Annotated in this window: 24 protein-coding genes; 17 read left to right on the forward strand and 7 right to left on the reverse strand. The window is 47.8% G+C overall.

Translation table 11 applies throughout. The annotated features are described in order from the left end of the window. Positions 1–15 precede the first annotated feature (15 nt). Positions 16–4,005, reverse strand: coding sequence for a type VII secretion protein EssC (essC, locus tag PGL02S_RS03040; protein ID WP_036642158.1), 3,990 nt, complete (start codon positions 4,003–4,005; stop codon positions 16–18). Between the two features lie 91 nt (positions 4,006–4,096). Further along, entirely contained in the window at positions 4,097–4,408 is a 312-nt protein-coding gene (locus tag PGL02S_RS03045; protein WP_036642155.1) for a hypothetical protein, read from the reverse strand. 366 nt (positions 4,409–4,774) lie between these two features. On the opposite strand from PGL02S_RS03045, the gene PGL02S_RS03050 reads away from it, so the two are divergent. Continuing rightward, complete coding sequence (locus PGL02S_RS03050) at positions 4,775–5,014, forward strand: hypothetical protein (protein ID WP_006211206.1); 240 nt, start codon at positions 4,775–4,777, stop codon at positions 5,012–5,014. Between the two features lie 36 nt (positions 5,015–5,050). Here the strand turns inward: PGL02S_RS03050 and PGL02S_RS28665 are convergent, their stop codons facing one another. After that, on the reverse strand, positions 5,051–5,185 hold the full coding sequence (locus PGL02S_RS28665; protein WP_006211207.1) for a hypothetical protein: 135 nt from the start codon (positions 5,183–5,185) through the stop codon (positions 5,051–5,053). Positions 5,186–5,461: 276 nt separating this feature from the next. On the opposite strand from PGL02S_RS28665, the gene PGL02S_RS03055 reads away from it, so the two are divergent. From PGL02S_RS03055 to PGL02S_RS03070, 4 genes are all read left to right on the forward strand, one after another. Then, positions 5,462–5,791 (forward strand): PadR family transcriptional regulator, encoded by a 330-nt coding sequence (locus PGL02S_RS03055; protein ID WP_006211208.1) that lies wholly within the window; start codon positions 5,462–5,464, stop codon positions 5,789–5,791. Then, on the forward strand, positions 5,784–6,344 hold the full coding sequence (locus PGL02S_RS03060; RefSeq protein WP_036642153.1) for a DUF1700 domain-containing protein: 561 nt from the start codon (positions 5,784–5,786) through the stop codon (positions 6,342–6,344). The genes PGL02S_RS03055 and PGL02S_RS03060 overlap by 8 nt, the downstream gene beginning before the upstream one ends. Then, positions 6,341–7,189: a DUF4097 family beta strand repeat-containing protein gene (locus PGL02S_RS03065; protein WP_006211210.1), complete on the forward strand. Its 849-nt coding sequence runs from the start codon at positions 6,341–6,343 to the stop codon at positions 7,187–7,189. Before PGL02S_RS03060 ends, PGL02S_RS03065 begins: the two co-directional genes overlap by 4 nt. A 78-nt stretch (positions 7,190–7,267) precedes the next feature. Next, complete coding sequence (locus tag PGL02S_RS03070) at positions 7,268–7,894, forward strand: FMN-dependent NADH-azoreductase (protein ID WP_006211211.1); 627 nt, start codon at positions 7,268–7,270, stop codon at positions 7,892–7,894. A 155-nt stretch (positions 7,895–8,049) separates the two neighbouring features. Here the strand turns inward: PGL02S_RS03070 and PGL02S_RS03075 are convergent, their stop codons facing one another. After that, a complete protein-coding gene (locus PGL02S_RS03075) occupies positions 8,050–8,358 on the reverse strand; it encodes a DUF2087 domain-containing protein (RefSeq protein ID WP_235187430.1) in 309 nt (102 codons plus the stop codon). A gap of 212 nt (positions 8,359–8,570) precedes the next feature. On the opposite strand from PGL02S_RS03075, the gene PGL02S_RS03080 reads away from it, so the two are divergent. The 9 genes from PGL02S_RS03080 (at position 8,571) to PGL02S_RS03120 (ending at position 15,879) form a co-directional block, all read left to right on the forward strand. Further along, positions 8,571–9,548 (forward strand): YpdA family putative bacillithiol disulfide reductase, encoded by a 978-nt coding sequence (locus tag PGL02S_RS03080; protein WP_036642150.1) that lies wholly within the window; start codon positions 8,571–8,573, stop codon positions 9,546–9,548. 18 nt (positions 9,549–9,566) lie between these two features. Then, positions 9,567–10,010 (forward strand): DUF441 domain-containing protein, encoded by a 444-nt coding sequence (locus PGL02S_RS03085; RefSeq protein WP_006211214.1) that lies wholly within the window; start codon positions 9,567–9,569, stop codon positions 10,008–10,010. A 231-nt stretch (positions 10,011–10,241) separates the two neighbouring features. Continuing rightward, entirely contained in the window at positions 10,242–11,147 is a 906-nt protein-coding gene (locus tag PGL02S_RS03090) for a decaprenyl-phosphate phosphoribosyltransferase (RefSeq protein ID WP_036642148.1), read from the forward strand. Positions 11,148–11,175: 28 nt separating this feature from the next. Then, on the forward strand, positions 11,176–11,808 hold the full coding sequence (locus tag PGL02S_RS03095) for an HAD-IB family hydrolase (protein WP_006211216.1): 633 nt from the start codon (positions 11,176–11,178) through the stop codon (positions 11,806–11,808). Further along, positions 11,796–12,137, forward strand: coding sequence for a DMT family transporter (locus PGL02S_RS03100; RefSeq protein WP_006211217.1), 342 nt, complete (start codon positions 11,796–11,798; stop codon positions 12,135–12,137). The genes PGL02S_RS03095 and PGL02S_RS03100 overlap by 13 nt, the downstream gene beginning before the upstream one ends. After that, positions 12,127–12,447 carry an EamA family transporter gene (locus PGL02S_RS03105; RefSeq protein WP_006211218.1) on the forward strand — a complete coding sequence of 107 codons (321 nt, stop codon included), beginning with the start codon at positions 12,127–12,129 and terminating at the stop codon, positions 12,445–12,447. The genes PGL02S_RS03100 and PGL02S_RS03105 overlap by 11 nt, the downstream gene beginning before the upstream one ends. 77 nt (positions 12,448–12,524) lie before the next feature. After that, a complete protein-coding gene (locus tag PGL02S_RS03110; protein ID WP_255308608.1) occupies positions 12,525–13,799 on the forward strand; it encodes a DUF6080 domain-containing protein in 1,275 nt (424 codons plus the stop codon). Positions 13,800–14,070: 271 nt separating this feature from the next. Beyond that, positions 14,071–14,445 (forward strand): BlaI/MecI/CopY family transcriptional regulator, encoded by a 375-nt coding sequence (locus tag PGL02S_RS03115; protein WP_036642147.1) that lies wholly within the window; start codon positions 14,071–14,073, stop codon positions 14,443–14,445. A 9-nt stretch (positions 14,446–14,454) separates the two neighbouring features. Further along, the gene (locus PGL02S_RS03120; protein ID WP_036642146.1) at positions 14,455–15,879 is read left to right on the forward strand and encodes a M56 family metallopeptidase; all 1,425 of its coding nucleotides are present in this window, start codon (positions 14,455–14,457) and stop codon (positions 15,877–15,879) included. A 118-nt stretch (positions 15,880–15,997) separates the two neighbouring features. Here PGL02S_RS03120 and PGL02S_RS03125 read toward each other — a convergent pair whose 3' ends face one another. After that, positions 15,998–17,743 carry an ABC transporter ATP-binding protein gene (locus tag PGL02S_RS03125; RefSeq protein ID WP_036642144.1) on the reverse strand — a complete coding sequence of 582 codons (1,746 nt, stop codon included), beginning with the start codon at positions 17,741–17,743 and terminating at the stop codon, positions 15,998–16,000. A 248-nt stretch (positions 17,744–17,991) separates the two neighbouring features. Between PGL02S_RS03125 and PGL02S_RS03130 the strand changes: the two genes are divergently transcribed. Beyond that, complete coding sequence (locus PGL02S_RS03130) at positions 17,992–18,504, forward strand: hypothetical protein (RefSeq protein ID WP_006211223.1); 513 nt, start codon at positions 17,992–17,994, stop codon at positions 18,502–18,504. A 148-nt stretch (positions 18,505–18,652) separates the two neighbouring features. On the opposite strand, the gene PGL02S_RS03135 is transcribed toward PGL02S_RS03130, so the two are convergent. Further along, positions 18,653–19,102, reverse strand: coding sequence for an NUDIX domain-containing protein (locus PGL02S_RS03135; RefSeq protein WP_006211224.1), 450 nt, complete (start codon positions 19,100–19,102; stop codon positions 18,653–18,655). A 47-nt stretch (positions 19,103–19,149) separates the two neighbouring features. Then, positions 19,150–19,455, reverse strand: coding sequence for a HesB/YadR/YfhF family protein (locus PGL02S_RS03140; protein ID WP_006211225.1), 306 nt, complete (start codon positions 19,453–19,455; stop codon positions 19,150–19,152). 577 nt (positions 19,456–20,032) lie between these two features. On the opposite strand from PGL02S_RS03140, the gene PGL02S_RS03145 reads away from it, so the two are divergent. Together PGL02S_RS03145 and PGL02S_RS03150 are read left to right on the forward strand one after the other, a co-directional pair. Next, on the forward strand, positions 20,033–21,790 hold the full coding sequence (locus PGL02S_RS03145; protein WP_036642464.1) for an ABC transporter ATP-binding protein: 1,758 nt from the start codon (positions 20,033–20,035) through the stop codon (positions 21,788–21,790). Next, positions 21,791–23,896, forward strand: a complete 2,106-nt coding sequence (locus PGL02S_RS03150; protein ID WP_036642143.1) for an ABC transporter ATP-binding protein — start codon at positions 21,791–21,793, stop codon at positions 23,894–23,896. Positions 23,897–23,924 lie beyond the last annotated feature (28 nt).

Genomic DNA, 23,924 nt, shown 5'->3' on the forward strand with positions numbered 1-23,924 from the left:
ATGAGCCACCTCCCCTCAAACTACAACATGCCATCGGTCGCGAATTTCTGTGACCCATCTCTGGGCATTCCATTCGTCATCGAACGGAACTGCGCCTTTTATTCTGGAAAATTTTCGTTTTACGTAGTACCCTTGTCCCGGCGGAAGAATTTTTAGTCCTCCAGGACTATTCGAAGACTCGGAAAAAGGAATTCTGAAGAACGATAAATCGTTTGAATCCAAAGTCCCGAATAAAAATCCGTTCTGTGCAGCCTTAATATCCGTAAACCAGTCCACGCCATACGTCGGGAAGTCGGCCGGAACGCCAGCAACAACGACATGAACCCGGCGGTCTCTTCCCTGTCTTACGATGGCAGACAATTGGTCCTTCAAGGTGAAATCAGAGAGCTGCTTGCTTAGAACATCAGCATCATCAATCATAAGCAGGATAGCCGGGTCTTCCCCGTCCTTCGATCGGGTCTGAACCCGTTCATGAAGGCCCGAAATGAGCGGTGCCAGATCCTCCTCATTCTCCGCATGTCCTCTGACATGCGGAAGATGGTTCATCCGGCTTAGCCCGCTGCTGCCATAGCGTGTGTCTACCGTATAGATTTCCAGCTCATCCGGTGACGTATGATACGCAAGCGATAGCATCCAGCTAAGAAGGAATGACGTCTTGCCGCCTTCCATCGGACTTGCAACGATAAAATGCGGCCCATCCTCAAGATTGATCGCAAAAGGCGTCAAATCATCCGTCGTCACGCCGACAGGAACCTGATATTTCTCCATGCCTGCACTTTCATAAGGATGTTGAACTTTAAGTAACTGGTGAAGCGGAATTCTGTCAGGCAGCGATTCAATATGCGGCGCATGTTCCCCTTGCCACGATTCATGATGAGCACGAATGCTATCGCGAAGCGCTGCGGAACGGCGTCCTTCGTCCTGACCTGAAGCCGGCAGTGCCGTTTGGAATTCAAGCGGCGGCACTTGTCCCTTGACCAGGCCTCTCCCGGGAGGAAGCTGGCTTGGAGCTCGTGCAGGACGTCCTACCGCATAATAATAATCAGCAGGGTCGGCGAGTTCATACGATACCGCCTGCGAAATATTGCTCCGGACTTTCTCGAACATATCCGATATCCGATTGGCGGTTATCACGAATGTGATTCCCAAACTGCCACCCTCACGCAGCAAATATTCCAGCATATCATTCTCATCGGGATATGAGTTCCGGAAGTTTAGATACCCATCAATAATCACGACTATTTGAGGAACTGCGATTGCATTCGACCGGCGATATGACGCAACGGTTTTCACTCCCGCATCAGCGATCATATCCTTCCGCAGGGCCGCGGTTTTCGCGAGAAAACGGAACAAACGCTTGATCCGATCCTCCTCTTCTGCGGTCATGACCGCTCCGATATGAGGCAGTCCTGCAAAGTCCCGCATCATCCGACCCATATCCACGATATAGCCGTGCCAAAAGTCCGGGTTGTACCGATGGGCAAGGGACATCAGCATCGTCTGGATGAAGGTGGTCTTTCCGAGGCCCGGCATTCCGTAGACTGCCCAGTGCCCTTGTTCCAAGTTTAAGACCAGCGGCTTTTGACACTGATTAGGCAGGTCATCAACCATCCCGACATAAGATGTAAGGGTCCATTCACAGAATGGATCCGTCTTTTCATATTCCATACCGGACTCAATCGCATCCAAATCCAGACTTTCGGGAAGCGGAGGCAGCCATGGTCCCTGAAGTCGGACTATCCCTTGTTGTCTTGCTACCTCAGCCACATGATCGATAAACACTTGCAGCTGTTTAGGCACTTCAAGATGGGCTCCTATCGAGGGATTCGAAGCAAGCAGGGGTTCTGTCCTGCCGTTGATCCTCACCTCGCGTATTGCCACAGCGCCAGGTGTATCCTTCTCTTCAATATAAGGAGCACCGCTCCAGGCATACTGCATTTCCTCAAACACTTCGTCGCTGCCGACTTGGAAATAACCTCTTCCCGGCTTGTTGATCCAGGCTGCGTTCGGAATCTTCAACATGTCCCGGCTGTCTCCCTCGCTTTGCACTCGAAGACAGATCCGAAAGCGCGAATTACTCCAAATTTTATCATCTACTACCCCAGCCGGTTTTTGTGTTGCAAGAATAAGATGGACACCGAGCGTTCGCCCGATCGCCGCAATGCTGATTAATTCATCCATGAATTCCGGTTGATCTTTCTTCAGCTGAGCAAACTCATCAATAATAATAACGAGATGGGGCAGCGGTTCGCCGTGGCGGCTGCGCAGCAATTTGTAATACTCGTCAATATGCTGCAAATTGCCCGCATCATTCAGGATTTTTTGTCGGCGTACAAGCTCGGCCTTAAGCGAAACCTTTGCCCGTTCGATCAGATTGTTATCCAGATTGGTAATCGTACCTACAACATGCGGCAAGTTTACAAACGTGTTGGACATGCCGCCGCCTTTATAGTCAATAAGCATAAATGCCAGGTCATGTGGATGGAATTCGGATGCCAGTGAAGCAACAATCGATTGAATAACCTCACTTTTGCCAGAACCCGTCGTCCCCGCAATGAGACCATGCGGTCCATGTCCTTGACGTTCTATTTTATCATGAAGATTCAAATTAATCTTCTTTCCGCCCGCGCGGACACCCATGGGAACGGGCAATGAGTCCGGATAACGGTTCTGCTGCCATCGTCTGTGCACATCCAGATCGTTGATTCTCTGAATATCCATCATTTCAAAGAGAGGCAGAACGCTAGGGATATCGGATGCAGAGGATCGTTTCAACCGGATCGGCGCCATATAACGGGCCAAGGCTTCGATCTGGTCTTTGCTGATCTGATGTGACTGGAACGATTGCCTGGAGACGGTGCCATCCTGTTTCTTAATGGTGTAAGCTGACTGCTCACGCTCTACCTCCACAATAAGCTGGCAGTGCATCGGCAGGCTTTCCTTCCGGTCAGACAAAACGATCGTGACCACATCAGCTGTTTCACCGTCTTCCAGCAACAGAGGAAGCAGCGGTTCTTCCTCGATTAATTGGGCAGCGGATAAAATTACAACGTATGCAGGTGTCTCGATCGATTTCTTGCCGTGCTCGGAGCGATTGTTCTTACGGCGGTATAAGTGCGTAAACAGCTCATCGGCAAGCTGATGCGCATTACTGCGCCGATCAGCAAGATAGCGGCTGGAGCGGTCATCATCCCATGTGTGCGGAAGCCATCGCAGCCACTGCCACTCACTCGCCTCTTTCTCCTCATAGAACGCGGCAATCTTCACTTCGTCCGGCGAGTGTCTTACAGCGGTTTGGGCCATCATGACACGAAGCATATTCAGTACCCGATCTCTTCCGCCAACAATTCCTATCACTTTGGATTCGAACAGCGGCAGAGCAATCGATGCCTCGTCAACCGTCTGAAACTCCGCAGACAGCAATTCAGCCGCCTCAATCAACGGGTCCTTGTCATATCCATCCGCACGGGGAGGCTTGACCTGAATGTAAAAAGGCACCTCCCCCTTGCCGACGCAAATCTCCAGGAAGTCCGTATCCTCCGGTGAACGCTCCCACAAGCTGCTGCTGCGGTTCTTTGCTACGTTATAACACACCTCCGGATCGCCATGGATGTCAAACAGGATATGAACCTGGTCCACCTGCTTCTCCTTAAGCTCGTCTCGGTGCAGATCAAGCTGTGCGCGATATTTCTGGTCTCGTTCCGCCAGCTTGATCTGGTAGGTCTTCTTGTTGCTTAAATACATGAAAAATGGCAGCGTATAGGATGTCAGCATCATAAAGATGGACAACATCTGAAACATCATGTAGTTGGGGTTGGACATTTTGCCGCTCATGCTCATATAGACATAGAAACCTACCGTCACGGCAGTCATAATAATCGGGATAATGATGGCAATCATCGAGAATGACGGTTTGCTAGGCTCGGACGGAGGTCTCAGAATCTCCATGTCTTCATTCGGTAAAGCCGGTCTAATACGCGGCGAACGTTGATATAACACGTTCATATGTTCACTTCCTCCTAATCCAGAGAGCATCTGAAAAGTACAGTATGTATGTTGTTGTTTCAGTCAAAACCAATGGGTTATTTACCCAATCCTAACTATCTTGAAACAACGATCTTCTGCCATAGACAGGAGCTTCCTCGGTTGTTGTAGAAAATGCCCGCTGTAAACGTATATAGGAGCCTTCTCTCAATCCAGCCTCAACAAGGCTTGAATGGCCCCCTACCGTAAACCACAAGCCTTCCGGAAATTTTGCTTCTAATATATATTGAATCCCTTCACTGGAGGGTTCATGAAAGAGACGCAGTCCCAGCAGCTCATTCAACCGTCCAATCGAGCATTCATCGGGCACGTCGATATCAAACCAGTCATCTTCATTGCGCCCGCTGATCACGGTGAGTATCATCTGGTTAACCTGCCTTCCCAAAAATGTTAATTCTATATGTTTATTCCATACTTCATGTCCAAACACCTATTTCAATAGGCACAAAAAATAGTTACATTATTGTAACTATATCATTACAGGATCTGTTCTGTCAATTTGTGTCATATTTCCTTTTTCCTATTTTGGCTGTGAAAACGTTGGTTCAGAAGAACTATTTATGTACTGATTATAGGCCAAATCGGGGCTTTTCGTTGTTAAAAAGTCGCTGTTCACAAAAATGTCACGCTCACAAAAATGATTCTGATTAATTATACGAATTTAAGGTTATTTTAAGATTGGCAATTTATAATGCAATTATCATGAAAAAACTTTCGTGAGGTGATTGATATGAAAACACTTATAATGTTCCAAAACAAGCCGGTTCCCGTGTACTTTACAACGGACAGCAAGCAGCCGGTACAGAAGGTACTAAAACTGCTGACCAGCGCGCTTGACCATAAAATTCAAACCGGCAAAAAGGCGCTGCAAAAATGCCTCAACTCCCTCATCAGTATTGAAATCGAGGGATCCGAGGCAATTCTTCACAGCAAAAGTGAAAACGACTCTCTTGCGCTATCTCTCTTTTAAAAAAAAGAGGGGTAGCCCTTTTTTTGTTTAGCTTCATTATAACCCGTAATGGCGCTCCTCGGCTATCTGTGCTCTCTGAATTCGAATCTGAAACAATTTCACGAGATTTCTCCGTGTCGTTAACTCCTGGCAATGGTTGAGCTTTTTTAATATAAACCGATCGATAGACATACAATTCATCCCTCCACTTCCTCACTTGGAAAAACGACCCTATGTTCTGATAACTTCTATTAACCGTGCTTTTCCGAGATTAAACGAAACTCCCTTCCTTATACAAAGCTTCTAATGAATCGACTTTTTTTTCGAAACAGTCAAACTGCAGCCCATTTATAGTCAGTACCTTGCATTGATCAGTACTAAGTGATATCTTATTGTAGACACTACTGAATATTAATTACTACCTCATGATGACAACACGAACAAGGATTTATGAAAGGAGGTATCGACATGGATGTCAGTATTCAATTTAAAAAAGGTGTTCTTGAAATTTGCGTGCTTGTGCTTATCCATCGCAGGGACCAATATGGCTATGAGCTGGCCCAAGCGGTATCTCGGCATATTGAGGTCGCGGAAGGAGCTTTATACCCCCTTCTTCGCCGGCTTGTGAATGAAGGCTACTGCACAACATACCTGCAGGAATCAAGCGAGGGGCCACCCCGTAAATATTATAAGCTGACCCCAAGCGGTGTGATCTATATGAGGGCGATGGTAAAGGAATGGAAGACTTTTGTTAGCAATGTGACCAATCTGATAGAGGAAGGAAATGGGTATGACTAAAAAACAGTTTATTTCGATTTTGGAATCGCGTCTGGCTGCGCTTCCTCCCCATGAGCGCCGGGAATTCATCGAGGACGTGGTGTCCCATTTTGACATCGGCATGCAGAACGGACGGTCCGAGCAGGAAATCGCCCGTGAGCTGGGAGATCCCTTTGAAATGGCAAAGGAAGCATTAGGCGACCGTTATGTAGACATGGAAATCCCGGTCCCTGCAAGTGCGGGAAAACCGTCTTCGTTCGGCAAAATCGCCATGGGAACGGGTTTATTCTTCTGCGCTATGGTCATGATTCCTTTCCTTGCGGCATTATGGTCCGGGGGAGTTGCCATTGCAGCTGGCTCGCTCGCCACCCTGCTCAGCCCGGTGCTTGTCCTGCTTGATTATATGGTGAACGGGACGTTTTATCCCGCCAAATTGTTCTTGTCCGTTTCATTCGTGGGAATCGGCATTCTTCTTGGTTATCTAACCCGCTCCATTATATCGGGATTGTTATCGATAACCCTCGGCTACTCCAGATGGAATACTCGCATGATGAAAGGTCGTGACGCAAAGTGAACAAGAAATGGTTGTTCAGTACAGCTATTGCACTTATATTGGTTGGCATCGTCGGTATGGCTGCGTATCAATTTAAATTTGGGGAGGAGCTTATCAGCTATCAGAACAAATGGGAGCTGCAGGATGCGGAAAATCTGAAAAAACTGAGGATTTCCAGCAACATCGAAATTGACTTTGCCTTCGAAGATAGCGGAGATTCGGGAGGATACATCGCTTTTGACGGTAAGTTAAGACCCGAATATATCGACATCCTCCAATCTTTTCATCCATCTGGTTCGGAAATCGAACTGGATCTGACCCCATCCTACAAGATTCAGTTTATGAGTGTGGACTTCCATTCACCCAAAGGAAAACTGACCGTTGTTCTGCCATCAAGCACAAAACTCGATGATCTGGAATTGTCAACGTTCTCCGATAACATCCACGTCAAAGGTGCATCATCCAAAACGGTGGACATTTCCGTGAAATCAGGCAACATTAACATGAGTGAGATACGTGCCGAGCAACTAAACGTGGAAAATATTTCGGGGAATATTCGCGGCTTCGATATTCAGGCATCCACGCAGCTTGTCAATCATTCCGGCAATGTCGTGTTGAAAGATCTGGAAGGCCCCGTAGACATCGAAGTTTCTTCAGGAAATGTGAACCTGGGCCTGGTTGGTGTTTCGCCCGTCCAAATTTTATGCAGATCCGGTGATGTGAAAGTGCAGCCCGATCCGTCATTCCGCGGATTCTATGATCTCAAGTCGCTGTCGGGATCCGTGAAGGCACCGGAAGCAATGGAGGAAACAACCGACACTATCCAAATACAAACCTACTCCGGCAACATTGATATTGTTCACTAGGATGTCATTGACAAACCATACAAATGAAATATACTATAATTTATAAAGTAAACCATACAACAAGGAGAGTTTTCATACATGTCTAATGTACTATTCATCAAAGCAAACAACAGAGCCATTGAGCAATCGGTAAGTGTAAAAATGTATCACGAGTTTCTGGAGTCTTTCAAAGCAAGCCACCCGGAAGATCAAATCACGGAGCTTGACCTCTTCGCAGAGAACCTACCTTATTATGACGGTGTTGCCATTAACGGAATGTTCAAAGCCTCCAAAGGCTTCGAAGCAACACCGGAAGAGCAAACTGCTGCAGCGAATGTCAGCAAATATATTGACCAGTTCCTCGCTGCTGACAAAATCGTTTTTGCCTTCCCATTGTGGAACATGACGGTACCTGCCGTACTGCACACCTATATCGACTACCTGAACCAAGCAGGCAAAACCTTTAAATATACGCCTCAAGGCGTTGTAGGTCTCGTGACCGGCAAGAAAGTTGTGATCTTGAATGCACGCGGCGGCAACTATTCCGAAGGACCTATGGCAGCAGCAGAGATGGCTGTAAACTTCGTGATGGGTAATCTCCGTCAATGGGGCGTACAAGACATCGAGACGTTGATCATCGAAGGTCATAATCAATTCCCGGATGAGGCTGAACTGATCGTCCAAAACGGTCTTGAGCTTGTTAAAAAGGCTGCTGCTGGATTCTAATAGAGAACTTATACTAACTTAATCTTATATGGTTACACACACGAAAACCACCGTTCCAATGAACTCCATCCCAATGGTTAGACACTATCTAACATTGGAGGTGCGGTTCAAATGAGGGTGGTTTTTTGTTTTGTCTATTGGCGGCTTGTTAAGATTTAGATCTTGTCCCATTGAGTCCATAACTCACGCGGATTTCGTACATAGACCCCGTTATCCCGGCTCATATACTTATGAATGATAAATTCCCGCCGGATGGTTGCGTAATCCGCATGATATTGCTTAATAAACTCGTTGATCTCCTTCTCAGGGTATTCCCGCCCCATTTCAAGCTGTTCCACCAGGTGCTCCATAATCACCAGCTTCTTCTTGTACTGTGCCGGAATTTGCCGCAGGCTTCCATCCTCAGCCATAAAATTTCTTAGTACGGAGGCTTTATACGCCTCACTTGCTGTCAATTCCATCATGATCAACCCTCCAAAAAACAAATTTTATAAGCATCTAATTTAATAAATATCTAATTAGAAGATAATCTAATTTCTAATGATTGTCAATCCCTCCCCCCACTCATGTGAAAAACCGTACTGCGTCAACGGGAAATCTGGATTTATCATTTTATTTGCTGTAGGATTATAATGCTGATCCATAGCGTAAGGTTAAATACATAAGGAGGTTCACCATGCTCGACGTCTTAATTATCGGCGCAGGCCCATGCGGTCTCGCAGCTGCCATTGAGTGCGGCCGCCAGGGCCTCAGCAGCGAGATCATCGATAAACACAATGTAGTCCATTCCATTTATCTTTATCCGACGCATATGCAGTTTTTCAGTACAGCTGAAATGCTCGAAATCGGCGATGTTCCATTTGCCATATCGAATGACAAACCGTTCCGGCACGAGGCGCTGGCCTATTACCGCAGAGTTGCCAAGCATTTTAATCTTAACATTTTCCCATATGAGGAAGCCCTCACGATAACGAAGCAGCCGGACGGCAGCTTTCAAGTGAAAACGCAGAAGCGCGGCGGTGAGGAGTCCATTCGACAAGCCAAACACGTAGTCATCGCTACGGGTTATTTTGACCATCCGAATTATATCGGCATTCCTGGTGAAGACTTGGAGAAAGTAACGCACTATTTCCGTGAAGCTCATCCTTATGCCGGCATGAAAACCGTTGTCATCGGAGGCAGTAACTCCGCTGTCGATGCAGCCATGGAGCTCATCCGCGTTGGAGCAGAGGTCACGATGGTGTACAGGGGCGAAGAAGTGTCCCAGAATATCAAGCCATGGGTACGTCCTCTGTTCGACGGCATGGTTCAGAAGGGACATTTACAGCTTCACCTGAACTCCCGTGTCGTTCAAATCGCGGAATCCTGGGTAACCGTTCTTTCGAATCAAGGTCAGGAAACGATCATTGAGAATGATTTTGTCTTGGCATTGACCGGCTTTCGCCCTGACCGCAAGCTGCTCGCCTCCTCTGGCGTCGAACTGAATGAGGACATGGAGAAACCGCTCTATAATCCGGATACGATGGAGACCAACGTTCCAGGACTTTATGTGGCTGGCGTCATCGCATCGGGCCGTAACGCTAATGAGGTCTTCATTGAAACGGGCAGATTTCACGGGCGCTTGATCGCACAGCACATGGTCTCGAATGTTTAACAAAAGGAGGGATCTCCCATGGACGTAACTTCACTCATCCTGCTGGCCATGGCCGGACTTGGCATTATCAGCAGCAACTCTGCTGTGACCATTGCGATGCTGACTTTGCTAATGCTCCGCGTAACCGGCTTTCAGCAGGCCTTCCCATGGCTGGAGAAATACGGACTGACCCTCGGTATCATCATCCTCACCATAGGGGTGATGTCGCCGCTGGCCAGCGGTAAGATGAGCCTGCAAACCATCGGCGAGTCCTTCCTCCATTGGAAATCACTGCTCGCCATTGCCGTCGGCATGCTTGTCGCTTATCTGGGAGGACGCGGAGCTACCCTGATGGGAAGCAACCCGACCGTGGTTGCAGGGCTCCTCGTTGGCACCGTCCTCGGTGTTGCTCTATTCCGCGGCGTTCCCGTGGGGCCGCTGATTGCCGCCGGTCTGCTCTCCCTGCTTATCGGCAAATCTTGAGGAAGGCTTGTTTGCCTTCACCTGCCATGCAAACAAGTAATAACACGTTGAATGATGGCCTCCCTGCTGGTTCAAGGACCCTTGGGGAGGTTTATTTTTTCTGTAGTGCGGCAACAGCTTGTTCACTCATCATTACCATATATAGTCTATTCTATGGTATGATAGCTATCGTATTTCAGCTCTTCTTCCCTACATCCCAGTGAAACATGATTGATCAGGAGGTTACATCAATTGTCATCCACAAATACGAATTCAGCGGCTGCCCCATTGAGGCAGCTTCCTGTGCTGCTCTTTAGGCAGCTTAGACCGAAGCAATGGACCAAAAATCTGCTTATTTTTGCCGCCCCCCTGTTCTCGTTCGAAACGATAAATCCTGGATCGCTCCTCGATACGCTGATCGGTTTTCTTCTCTTGTCCTTCGTATCCGGCTGCGTCTATATCGTGAACGACTATGCGGATCGCGAAGCCGATCGCAACCATCCGGTGAAGAAGTACCGTCCGATGGCATCCGGTGCACTTCCGCCCAAGCTGGCGCTTGTGTTTGGTGCGTTGTTGTTAGCAGCTTCTCTAGCGGTATCTTATGTTCTTAATCCGTTGTTTACCGGCTTGCTGCTGCTCTACTTCGCAATGAATGTTGCTTACTCGTTCCGGCTGAAGCACGTTGTCATCATCGACATCATGATTATTGCGGCAGGGTTTGTACTGCGGGCCATTGCAGGCGGTCTGGTGATTCATGTGCCCTTCACGCCGTGGTTCCTGCTGTGCACCATGCTGTTGTCGCTCTTTCTTGCTATCGGCAAGAGACGGCATGAGCTTCATCTGCTGCAAAATGACAAGGGCTCTCACCGCAAGGTGCTGGATCAATATTCATTTGATCTGCTGGACCAGATGAGCAGCATTGTCACAACGGCAACCATCATCAGTTATTCGCTGTTTACCTTTACATCGGGCAGAACCGTTCACCTCATGTGGACCATTCCGCTTGTCATCTACGGCATGTTCCGCTATCTTTATCTGATACATATCGAGAAGAAAGGCGGTGCGCCTGACCGGGTGCTCCTGGAGGACACTCACATCCTGGTTACCGTCATTCTCTATGTAATAAGCGTTGTCGGAATTTTGGTGTACTTTGAATAATACAGAATTGGTAATAGAGGGATCCCATATGAACCAGAAATTCGCTATATTCGATATCGACAAAACGGTGATTCATACGGACTCCATGTTTCAATTTTTGCAGTATGGTATACGGAAAAAACCTTCCACGGCACCCGTCATTCTGAAGGTCGTGCTGCATTCCGTGCTGTACAAGCTGAAGCTCTTGGAAGCCGAAAAAGCAAAAAGCGCTTATTTCCATGCGATGCGCCATATGGAAGACTCCGATCTGGAGCATTTTTATCAAACAGAATTAAAGCCCGCCATCTTTCCCGATGCGCTGAAAGAGCTGCAGCTTAAAAAGAGCGCGGGTTATCATGTCCTGCTCGTAACGGCATCCCCGGATGCGTATATGAGATACTTTGCAGAGCTGCCATGCGTTGACACCGTGATAGCGACAAAATTGACCCGGCAGGACGAACGCTTTACCTCAATGATTGAAGGCAGCAATTGCAAGGGAGAGGAGAAAGTGAACCGCATTCAGCAATATCTGGACGAGCAACAGCTGACCATTGACTATGAGTCATCCTGTGCTTATTCCGATTCCTTATCCGATCTGCCGATGCTCCGGCTGGTCAAGCACAAATATCTAGTCAATCACAAATCCGCTCATGGATGCGAGGGATTAACATGGAGCAGGTAAAAGCACAGGACTCTCCGCGCCACCTCGGCAAGCTGCTGATGGTTGTATCGGCCTTTTTGACGGCTACCGGGCAGCTGTTCTGGAAGTGGGGTCATACCAACTTGCTGTATATGGGGATCGGGTTTGTCTGCTATGGCCTCGGGGCTGTACTCATGATCAAATCATTTTCCCTGGAGAAGCTATCCGTAGCCTACCCCCTGATGTGTATCAGCTATATTGTGGCCCTGTTTTATGGTGATTTTTTTCTGGACGAACCTCTTACCCTAAAAAAACTGGCCGCTGTAGCCCTGCTTGGAATCGGGGTGACCTTAACTTCCTATGAAAAATGACATCCTGCTCTACTCACTTCTGCTCTTGATGACACTTCTGGGCTCGCTTGGGAGCGTATTCTTCAAGGGGTACACCGCGGGCAAACAAATCAAGCTGCTTCTGATCGGTTTTTTCTGTTACGGTTTGGGGGCGCTGCTGAACATTTACCTGCTTGGCCAGCTTCCCTACACACTGGTTATGCCAGCCAATGCGCTGACATTTCTGTGGGCATTGCTGTTTGCCAAACTGGTATTCAAAGAAACCATAGGGATTCGAAAAATCGCGGGTGTCGCGTTTATTATTTCCGGATTGCTTATGCTCATCTGGTGAATGCATGCAGAACGGCTCACTTTGAATACATAAAATGATTAGATTGGTGGAAAGCGAACATGACTTTTTTCCGTTATTTGTTTCGACATAAAAAAGATAATTATACGGCCATCGGCTTAAGCATCTGTCTTGCGCTATGGTATGTTTTCATGAATCTTCCCTTCGTGACCTACATTAAGGATCATGCAGCCACCCTGATGCCCCATAGCCCTTTCTATGGTGCACCTTTTACCTTGAATCTGTTTAACTTCGACCCTTCGATGGAATATGGCCCGGAAAATATCTCGATCATACACCCGTTCATTAATTTCCTGACAAGTCCGTTAACATCGATCATCGGGAGTTCCAACCTCCCTTATCTTCTGATTCAGTCAGTCTTGAATGCCTTGAGTGCAGCTCTGGTATATTACATCATCCGCAGAGGCGGAGCAGGCTGGGTGCTTTCCCTCGTCACAGCCGCTTTCTTTGGTTTCAGCTCTTACTCACTGTACACGGCTTTTATACCGGATTCCTATGCTTATGCGCAGTTTATGATCATTTTATCTGCGGCTTACTTGCAGCATAACCGAATCGAGAATCGGTTTGGGGTAATGCCTAACGCCTCCCTGGCCCTTATCAATTTCGGAATTACATCTACGAATGTAGCAACCTTCTCGGGAGCACTGTTGATCAGTATGTTGGATAGACGAATGAAACACGCGTTTAAACGGTTTATCATCATAATGCTGGTCTTTCTGGGCATGGTTGTAATTGTTACACTGCTTCAGCACCTGCTGTTCTCAGGCAAATCGTGGATCGGGAACGTATTTACAAGCATGCAGAACGGCGCGCTCAGCTACGTTTCTCCCTTCTCCTTCACGCATCATTCACGCGTGTTTTACATGCTGTTTGTAAGTCCTATTCTGTCGCCCGAGCTTGCTATGATTGATCCGGGAATCGCTGCGTTTGTGACGGATTTGTCCAAGCCGTATCCGATCCATGTCCATATCGTCGGTCTCGGCATGCTCTTGCTCGCCGTGCTCTCCTTCATCAAAGGCATCAAATCCCGTGATACGTGGGCGTTCAGCATCTACATTCTGTTCGCGATCCTGCTCCACGTCATCGTTGGCTTCGGTCTGGCTACGTATAATTACGATATGTACTTGTACGCAGGGCATTATCTGTTTGCGGTATTCGTACTCGCCGCGATGTTCATTGCAAAATTGAACAGCTATCGTATTCAGCAAGCTCTGACCGGCATCATGATCCTATTCCTGTTTATCACCTTGGTGAACAATATCGTATTACACGGTCAGACGCTGGATTATATTCAGACGACTTATGACACGGTGTTCCATAATATCGAGAAATAAGCATTGCCTCAAAGGGGGTGTCCCGAAAGATCTTAGATCTGGCCGGACGCCTTCTTTTTCCTATTAATAGACACTTTCTCTACGAATCGTTCCTCGTATCACTACCGCTTATCTACTCACTTACCAAGAACAGAATGCTATCAAATGTAATAAATCACTTTCTTTCTTCTTCTCTTGACGAACCACTACATAATGTAGTAAAGTGTAATCACTACGTAGTGTAGTAATTCATTTCGTTATGGACGCATAACGAACTCAAGAGGTGCTCACCGTGAAACAGGTACAAAAATTATCGGATACTGAAATGGAACTAATGGAAGTAATTTGGGAGTGTACGCCGCCTGTGACATCCACCGAACTTCTGCGTTTGTTTTCTCAAAAAGGAAGGGAATGGAAACCGCAGACTATATCCACCTTTTTATCGCGCTTGGTGGACAAAGAGGCGCTTGCAGTTACGAGGCATGGACGGACAAATCAATATATGCCTCTCATTTCTCCTAAAGATTATAAATTACTCGAAACGCAAAACGTGCTGGACGGGTTATATCAAGGCTCGGTGAAAAACCTAATATCGGCTCTATACGATGGCGACAAGCTATCAGATAAAGACATTTCAGAACTGAAGAAATGGTTTTCGGAAAAGTAGGTGCACCTTATGAATACGATACTTGAATTGCTGTCTATCCTTACCGTTGCCGGAAGTGTCGTCGTAGTCTGTATTCTTTTACTGCGGATCGTATCCATCCATGCTATTCCACCAAAATGGCGTTATAGAATTAGCAAAATGGCTTTAGGCTTTTATCTTCTACCTGTAGTGCTTGGTATACAGTGGGTTTCACGGTTCTTTACTTTCAAGTTTAAAGCAACCACCCCCATCTCAAACCAGTTGCCATTAAATGTACAACATACGCTACCTGGACATTCAGGGTTCAATCCGAAGCCATTTATGGCAGAGCAGACTATTTCAACCCATATAGCCCTTCTCCTCCTCAGTCTATGGGGACTCGGAGCTGTAGCCTTTGCCGCTTGGCAGACCGTTTCTTATCGCAGATTATTGAAAATACTGGAACAGACGCGTTCCTCCGTTTCGGAGAATAGTGAAGCAGCTAAACAACTCCTTTTTACCAAGCAAGCTCTTGGTGTTACTAGCAAGGTCCAGCTTGCGTACAGTTCTGCCGTTCGGAGTCCAGTGCTTGTCGGCCTTTGGAAGCCAACCATTTATCTCCCTATGGAGAATACCGTAGACATGGATATGGGTATGGTGATCCATCATGAGTTGATTCATCTGAAGCGAAAAGATTTATGGGTCAAGGCGTTCACCTTGGGAGCCAGTGCCTTACATTGGTTTAATCCCTTGGTACACATTCTTCAGAAGGACATTCACACATGGAGCGAGCTTTCTTGTGATGAAGAAGTCGTAAAAGGGATGTCCTACGCCGAACGAAAACGCTATGGAGAAACCATCTTGAACGTCATGGCAGGATCAAGAAATTTACCCGTACGATTTTGTGCCTCCTTATCCGGTGACGGAAAACAATTAAAAAGGAGATTAACGATTATGCTCAGCGTAAAGAAATTGAAAAAGAAAACAGTGTACCTCACGATAACAGCTGTATTTTTGGTGGCCGCAATTAGCACAACAGCAGCGGCATGGGCTTCCAGCAACACGCCCAAAGTAGTAGAAGATGAAAAAAGTCAATTTAAAGCTCAATCAAATGAAGTTACCTTAAAACCTATAGACGAAACTAAAACAAATGAGGTGGAAGTTTCTCGTTCTACACCTGCATCTGATAATGAAACAAATACAGGATCGCAAATCAAAGAAAATACGGATATACCCAAAGCTCCAGATGCAAGTGAAAAAAGCGCTCCTGACCCTCTAGCAGTTGAAGAACTGATTATGCCAGTAGACGAAGGTTATAGAAAGTCTCACCTAATTGAAATCCCTCCGGGCACTTCGATCACGGTAAGATCCATGACACCTGAAAAAAAGACTTCGATGAAGGAACTTGAAGAGGAATTACAAGCAACAATGAAACTCGAGGAGTCTATCGACTATGATGAACGTTCTCATAAATAACAATTTTGAAAAAAGCACTGCCTCAAAGGCAGTGCTTTTTTCAGATATTGTTGCCTTTATTTGTACACCTTTTCCATTTTTGATACCCTCCGCTTATTGCTGAACACCCCCTGCAGCTTTAAGTCTCCAAATGCTGCACGTTATACAATCTCGCATAACTTCCTTCGAGATTCATCAGCTCGCTGTGCGTGCCCTGCTCTGTAATCCGGCCATTCTCTAACACGACAATCTGATCGGCATGCGTAATCGTCGAAAGGCGATGAGCAACTATCAAGGTTGTACGGTTATTTGACAGGGAGGCAAGCGCCTGCTGTATCAGGTGCTCCGACTCCAGATCCAGCGCCGAGGTTGCCTCATCGAGGACCAGAATGTCCGGGTCTTTAAGAAAGACGCGGGCGATCGCCAGTCGTTGCTTCTGTCCTCCCGAAAGTTTAACGCCTCGTTCACCCACCTCTGTATCATAGCCCTGCGGCAGCTGGGTAATGAAATCATGCGCATTGGCCGCTTTGGCGGCTGCAACTATCGCTTCTTCCTCTGCTTCCGGATTACCGAACAGAATATTTTCCCGAACTGTGCCACTGAACAGGAAGTTATCCTGCAGCACCATACCTACGGCCCCCCGCAAACTGTCCAGCGTCAAATCCCTGACGTCGTGTCCGTTGATCCTCACAGCGCCTTGCTGCACGTCGTAGAATCGGGGAATCAGTCCGATGAGTGACGACTTGCCGCCGCCGCTCATGCCGACAAACGCAACGGTCTGGCCTTGCTTAATGGTCAGGCTGATATCTTTAAGCACCCAGCCTGCATCGTCATTGTACTTGAAGCAGACACGATCAAACTCGATCTGTCCGGCTCTCTTGAGCGTTTTGGCATCAGGACGGTCCAGGATGTCATAAGGCTCGTCCATGAGCTCCTTGACCCGCTCCAGCGACGCTGAGGCCTGTGTCAGAACCGTTGAAGAGTTGATCAGGCGGCGAAGTGGAGCATACAGCCTGTCAAGGTAGCCAAAAAAGGCTACAAACGTACCCAATGTCAGATCCCCCTGAATTACCCGGTACCCTCCGTAACCGATCACCAGGATCGGCGCAATATCCGTCAGCGTATTGATTATCGAGAAGGTGAGCGCGTTCCAGCGGGTCTGGGCCATCGCTTTATTCAGAAAATTTCCGTTGATTCCTTCAAATTTCTTCTGGTCATAACGCTCCAGGGTGAAACTTCGGATAACCGAGATGCCCTGAATCCGTTCATGCAAGTACGCCTGGATGCCTGCCAATGCCTGAGAGCGGTCTTTGGTCAGCCGCTTAAGCCGCTTGTACAGCAGATTCACCGCGAGTCCATACAAGGGCAGAATCGAGATGGCGACCAGGGTTAGCACCGGATTCATAAAGAACATAACAATCAAAACAAACAGCAATGTAAACATGTCCAGCCAAATGTTCATCATACCGACTTCGACCAGATTCTTGGACTGCTCCACATCGTTAATAAAACGCGATATCGCTTCGCCTACCTTGGTATTCTGATAGTAACGCAGAGATAAGCGCTGCAGATGTGCATAAAGCCGGTTACGCATATCAAACAAAATTCGGCTGGTAATAAACTGGGCAAAGTACTGCCTCAAGTATTCAACCGGACCACGCACAACAACAAACAGCACAAGTGTACCGGCCAGAATCCACATCAAATCCTGAATTTTCTGCTCGATGGTCATCTGCTGGTTAATCAATAGATCATCAACAACGTATTTCATGATCATCGGCAGTAATAACGGGATTGCAAATTTGATCATGCCGATAATGAGAGTCAGAATGATCCACTTCATATAAGGCTTTACGAAGGGATAATAGATTTTCCATGATTTCAATAGTAATAACAGCCCTTTCCCAAGATTATAGAATTATAAGTTTTCCGCGAGGCTGAGCCTATTCGATAATCGCAAGAAAAAACACCCTCCAAAGCGGGTCTGTCTTCTGTGAAAGTACATGGATAGACGTTTATATAGCGTAACATCCACCCGGTTGTTAGGGGAAGAGCAGTTGACAATTGTGAACTTCAATGCTTTATTAGTTCTAAACTTATAAATAGTATCATGTCACGCAGGAGGATTTAGTCATGACCAGAATTTTCGTGACGGAGGCCGTTATGCTAGCCATTTACGGCCAGCTGTTAATACCATCTAAACCCGTCGAATACATCATTCCATACACTACGATTTTGGAATTATATGAACTTCATACCACCGATGAACATCTCATGAACAGCAGTGCTGATGATCAGCACGTCAAGATAAAGATCGGCGAATTGATTTCCTATTTTGAAGAGCCGTTGAATAAAAAGAAGATCGAACGGGCCCTTCAAGTTCCCTGGGCGAAAAGCCCATCCATTCCCGTTGGCGAAACCACCCGGGTATCCGTTATGAACACGATGGACACAGCACCGTACGGGGAGTCGTTTGATCCGATTGAAACCGAGCTGCTCCTGGCATCCCAAAGAGCGGAAGCTCCCATTCTAACAGATCAATACGAATTGATCCAGCGTATCGTTGATAGCGCTCTTCCTGTTCAGGTCTATGATATCGACGATTTTGATTTTGCACTGGAGGTCCCGTTTTCCGGTCTGACTTAATGGTTGATATCGGATTGTGCGGAACACAAGCTAATATAGCAAAGGAGTCCCTCCCCCGGTTTGAATGGGGCAGGGACTCCTCATTATGACCGAAAAAAATTCCCCAAGCGGGGAATTGAAGGCATGCACGCTGATGCCACCTAGGCTTTCAGATTTTCTCTTTTACCTTATCCAGCAAGTGCACCGTAATGGCATCCATGGCCGGCAATGCATGAAAGTCAAAATATTTAAGTGATACTTCCGTATTAGGAGACAGATGAATTGCACTGTGCAGACCGGTTGCTGCATACACGCCAATCACATAATACTCCTCATCTCCGCCAAGATGCTTCTTCCTATACTCTGGACCCGATACAAGGTCCAAGAGTCGCATATCATCCGCTGTCAGGCCACTCTCTTCCCACAGCTCTCTGGACGCTGTATCTTCAAGAGCTTCGCCAGGCTTCAGGCTTCCCATCGGGAGCCCCCACTCGTCCTTGTTCTGCCGCTTCAGGAGCAGAATCTCTCCATTCTCGTTCAGCACAAGCACCGCCGCTTTCACACGGACCACCGAACGTTTGCCGATGTATTGGCGAATATCACGGTGATATACGCTCATCTTGGGAACCTCCTCTCCCTAGATGGCGCTGCAGTCTCTCACTCAAGTTAATTTACTGCGCCCTCTTCTTCATAAATATACGAAATGTCATCCAACGATTCCTCATATTTCACGCGAAGCGTATAACCGTTCAAATACCATAAATCCTGCTCTTCCATAAAGAACGTTACCTCTTCCGAACGCTCTGTCAGTCCCGCTTCTCTTGGTTCTTCTACTGAAATGCCTAGCGAAAAGCCGGGATGCAGCCCCCCGCCTGAACTATATCGCGGAAAGAAGCGAACGAACGTGCCTGCTTGAAGATCAAGTTCCTTCTTGTACCAACGTGCCGCCTGATCGCTGACTTGAATTTGCATGTATCGTACACCCTCCTTAGACGTCATATAATGTTGACCCCATCGTTATTAAGGACGGAGACCTTAGGAACGGTTCATATTTGGTTGTAGTATTATCATAACGCAAACGTATGTTAGGATACAAATCATTTTGATAATAAAATAGTGACATAAGGTTGTCCACTGCCTGCTGTTTGAAATAACCTGCCCTGTTCTCGAAAAAATAAGTTTGACACATTCCAGTTCATGGTGATAAAATTCAGTCCATACAAGAGCGATTTGAATAAATTGTAAAAATGACGAAGAAAGGGTGAGTGACATGTTTAAACTTATTGCTATGGATAAAGATCATCTGCATCCATTCCTACAATTAAATATGGATCGACTCTCCCATGGTGCTGTCTCATAGTCATTAAGCTTCGTTCATTCGCAAGAATGACCAGAACGAAGCTGCTAACCGCTGCACGGAAGTCATGATCACCGTGCGTATGATAAATTCAAAATTAATGAAGCATATCGTCCGTCCTCGGATGATGTGCTTTTTTTGGTTTTTGCGGGTGATATGATGTCAGAACTGCATACGAAAGGAAGGGATAATGTGTTTGCCGTACTTAAAAATTTAGGCTGGTTTTTCAAGCGAGAGAAGAAACGTTATTTGATCGGCCTTGCACTTCTCATCTTTTGCGGACTGGTTGAACTTCTGCCGCCGCTCTTGCTCGGAAATGCCATTGACGATATCGTCAGCAGTTCGATAACCTGGGCCTCCCTGGTCCAGTATTTGCTCATGATTCTCGGCATCGTCGCTGTTGTGTACTGTGCCACGTACATATGGATGCACCGGCTGTTCGGTGGAGCGAACCTTGTAGAGCGCCTGCTCCGCACCCGGTATATGAATCATTTGCTCCGAATGCTTCCGCCTTTCTTCGAACGAAACCGTACCGGAGATCTGATGGCAAAAGCAACGAATGATCTTCGCTCCGTGGCAGCCACCGCCGGTTTCGGCATGCTGGTCATGACGGATTCCACTATATATTTGATCGTGGTCCTGTTCGCCATGGGTTTCATTGTCAGCTGGAAGCTGACACTCGCTGCCATTTTGCCTATGCCGATCATCGCGATTGGTATGGTGATCTACGGAAGAGCCATTCATAAACGCTACACGCTGGCGCAGGATGCTTTCGGCGACATGAATGACCAGGTTCTGGAGTCGGTTGCAGGCGTGCGTGTCGTACGTGCTTATGTACAAGAGCGCGCCGATCAGAAACGCTTCCAGGACATCACGGATGATGTATATCGCAAAAATCTGGCCGTCGCCAAAGTAGACGCCCTGTTCGAACCGACCATTAACTTCTCCATCGGATTGAGTTATGTAATCGGTTTAACCTACGGGGTATACCTGGTGTTCCAGAACCAGATCACCCTCGGAGATCTCGTATCGTTCAACATGTACCTCGGGATGATGATTTGGCCGATGTTTGCAATCGGAGAATTGATCAACATTATGCAGCGGGGGAACGCGTCCCTGGATCGGGTTAACCAGACGCTGAATACTCCGCCGGATGTAACGAATGCTGAAACGACTGTAGACGTGAAGGTTCCGGATACCATTCAGTTTCGGGATGTGACCTTCCGGTATCCGAGCTCTACTATAGATAATTTGAATAACATCAACTTTATGCTGCAGAAGGGCCAGACGCTCGGCGTTGTAGGCCGTACGGGCAGCGGTAAATCTACGCTGCTCAAGCAGCTTCTTCATGAGTATCCTACCGGAACCGGCGGCATCCTTATATCCGGTGTGCCGATGGAGATGCTCTCCACCGACCAGCTCCACAGCTGGATCGGGTATGTACCGCAAGAGCAGATTCTATTCTCCAAAACGGTTCGGCAGAACATCCAGTTTGGCAAAAAGGATGCAAGTGATGAACTGATCATGGATGCCATCACAACGGCCGCTTTTGACCGGGACTTGGTTACCCTCTCCGATGGGCTAGATACGCTTGTGGGTGAGAAAGGCGTTGCCCTATCCGGGGGACAAAAACAGCGGGTCTCGCTGGCTCGCGCTTTCATCGGCGACCCTGAAATCCTGATTCTGGACGACTCCTTGTCCGCGGTGGATGCCCGGACTGAAGCCAGAATCATTGACAACATCCGGAGCAAGCGCGCCGGCAAAACGACGCTTATCTCCACGCACCGTCTCTCGGCGGTTCAGCATGCCGATGTCATCGTGGTGCTGGAGGAAGGCCGAATCATCGAGCAGGGAACGCATGATGAACTGCTGGAGCTCGGCGGCTGGTATCGTGAACAATACGAACGCCAGCAAGTAGAAAACAATCTAACCTCTGAGGAGGTGTCTTAATTGACTCCAACGGATACAACCATATCGAATGAATCCGGAATCGCCAAACGGCTGTTCCGGTATGCCTTAACGGCAAAAGGCACCTTCATCACGGCTTTAATTCTGCTGGCGATTGGCGTTGCCGCAGAACTGGCAGGTCCCTTCATAGCAAAAACGATGATCGATGAGCACATACTTGGCATCGAGCGGCCTTATTACGAAACCACGCAAGCCGAGGGTGCTGCTGCGTATAACGGGACTTACTACAAGCGTGAAGATCGCTTTCAACTAGGCGAGACACGCGGGCAGGAAGTACGCCTTGTCCAATCCGGCCGCAGTTTCTATTTCATCAACGAGCCGGTCGCCCGGGTAGAAGGCAAACGTTCCTTCCAGGATGGTGTATTGACGATTTCTTACGCCTCGGAGAAACAGCAGTATCCGGCTGTCCCATTATCCAAGGAGCAGCTGTTTGAATTTTATAAACCGGAGCTTCCCAGCATTTATAAGCTGGTCGGCCTGTTCCTGATCTGTCTGCTTATTTCCATGATCACGGTATTCGGCAGAACCTACTGGCTGCAATCCGCTGCCAATCGGGTCATTCAGAAGCTGCGTACCGATGTTTACGCCCATATTCAGCGGCTGCCCGTGAACTTCTTTGATAACCTGCCGGCAGGTAAAGTCGTTTCCCGGATCACCAATGATACCGAGGCGGTAAAAGACCTGTTCGTTGCAGTATTATCCAACTTCAGCTCCGGAGCCGTGTATATAACCGGTGTCTACATTGCCCTGTTCCTTCTGGATATAAGATTAGGCCTAATCAGTTTGTTTGTAATCCCGATGTTGATCGTGTGGACCATTCTCTATCGCAAATTCGCGACCAAGTACAACACCGTGATCCGCTCACGTTTGAGCGAGATCAATGCCATCATCAATGAATCCATTCAAGGTATGGCCATCATCCGTGTATTCCGCCGCCAAAAGGCTACCCAGGAAGAGTTCGAAGCACTGAATGCGGACTACATGGCCCATCAGAACAAAATGCTGAACTTGAACTCCTTCACCACCCACAATCTGGTGAATGTGCTCCGTAACATTTCCTTTGTAGTCGTTCTCTGGTATTTCGGCTCTGCATCGCTGAACGGTGCCGGCATTGTATCGATCGGGGTGCTGTACGCCTTCGTTGATTTACTCGGCCGTATGTTCCAGCCGATTACAGGTATGGTGAATCAGCTGGCAGCCCTCGATACCTCCATTGTCTCCGCTAAACGGGTATTTGAGCTCATGGACGAGACTGGAGAGAAAGTAACCGATGGCGGCATGCCGCGTTATATGGGGAATGTGGAATTTCAAGACGTGTCGTTTGCCTACAAGAAGGATTATGTTCTTAAGAACATTTCATTTGAAGCGAAGCAGGGGCAGACGGTTGCGCTTGTAGGACATACCGGATCCGGAAAAAGCTCCATCATCAATCTGTTGTTCCGTTTCTACGATCCGCAGAAAGGAACCATCACCATTGATGGTCAGCCTGTTACCGACATTCCGAAACAATGGCTCCGCAAGCATATGGGTATCGTACTGCAAGACCCCTATCTGTTCACCGGCACCATTGCTTCCAATGTCAGCCTGGGTGATCCGAGCATTACCCGGGAACAGGTGGAGCAGGCACTCCGTGATGTGGGTGCAGACCGATTGCTGGCTCACCTGCCGCAAGGCTTTGATGAGCCTGTCCTTGAGAAGGGCAGTACGCTTTCTGCCGGTCAACGGCAATTGATCTCATTTGCCCGGGCCTTGGCTTTCAATCCGGCCATTCTGATTCTCGATGAAGCCACGGCTAACATCGACACAGAGACGGAAGCGCTGATCCAAGATGCGCTGGAAGTATTGAAGCGAGGTCGTACCACGTTTATCATTGCCCACCGCTTATCCACAATCCGCAGCGCCGATCAGATACTGGTCCTGCACCGCGGGGAAATCGTTGAGCAGGGCTCCCATGATGAATTGATGGAGCTCGGTGGAAGGTACTTCAAAATGTACCAGCTCCAGCAAGGAAGCACTGCCTCCCTGCCGGACGGCAAGGAAACGGTTGGCGCCGCTGCCCATAGTAAGCTGGCTGGTGGCCATGTTTAGCTGATAAAAGAATGCAGGTAAAATAGAA

The organism is Paenibacillus glucanolyticus NBRC 15330 (genome assembly GCF_004000885.1).
Taxonomy (GTDB): Bacteria; Bacillota; Bacilli; order Paenibacillales; family Paenibacillaceae; genus Paenibacillus_AQ; species Paenibacillus_AQ glucanolyticus.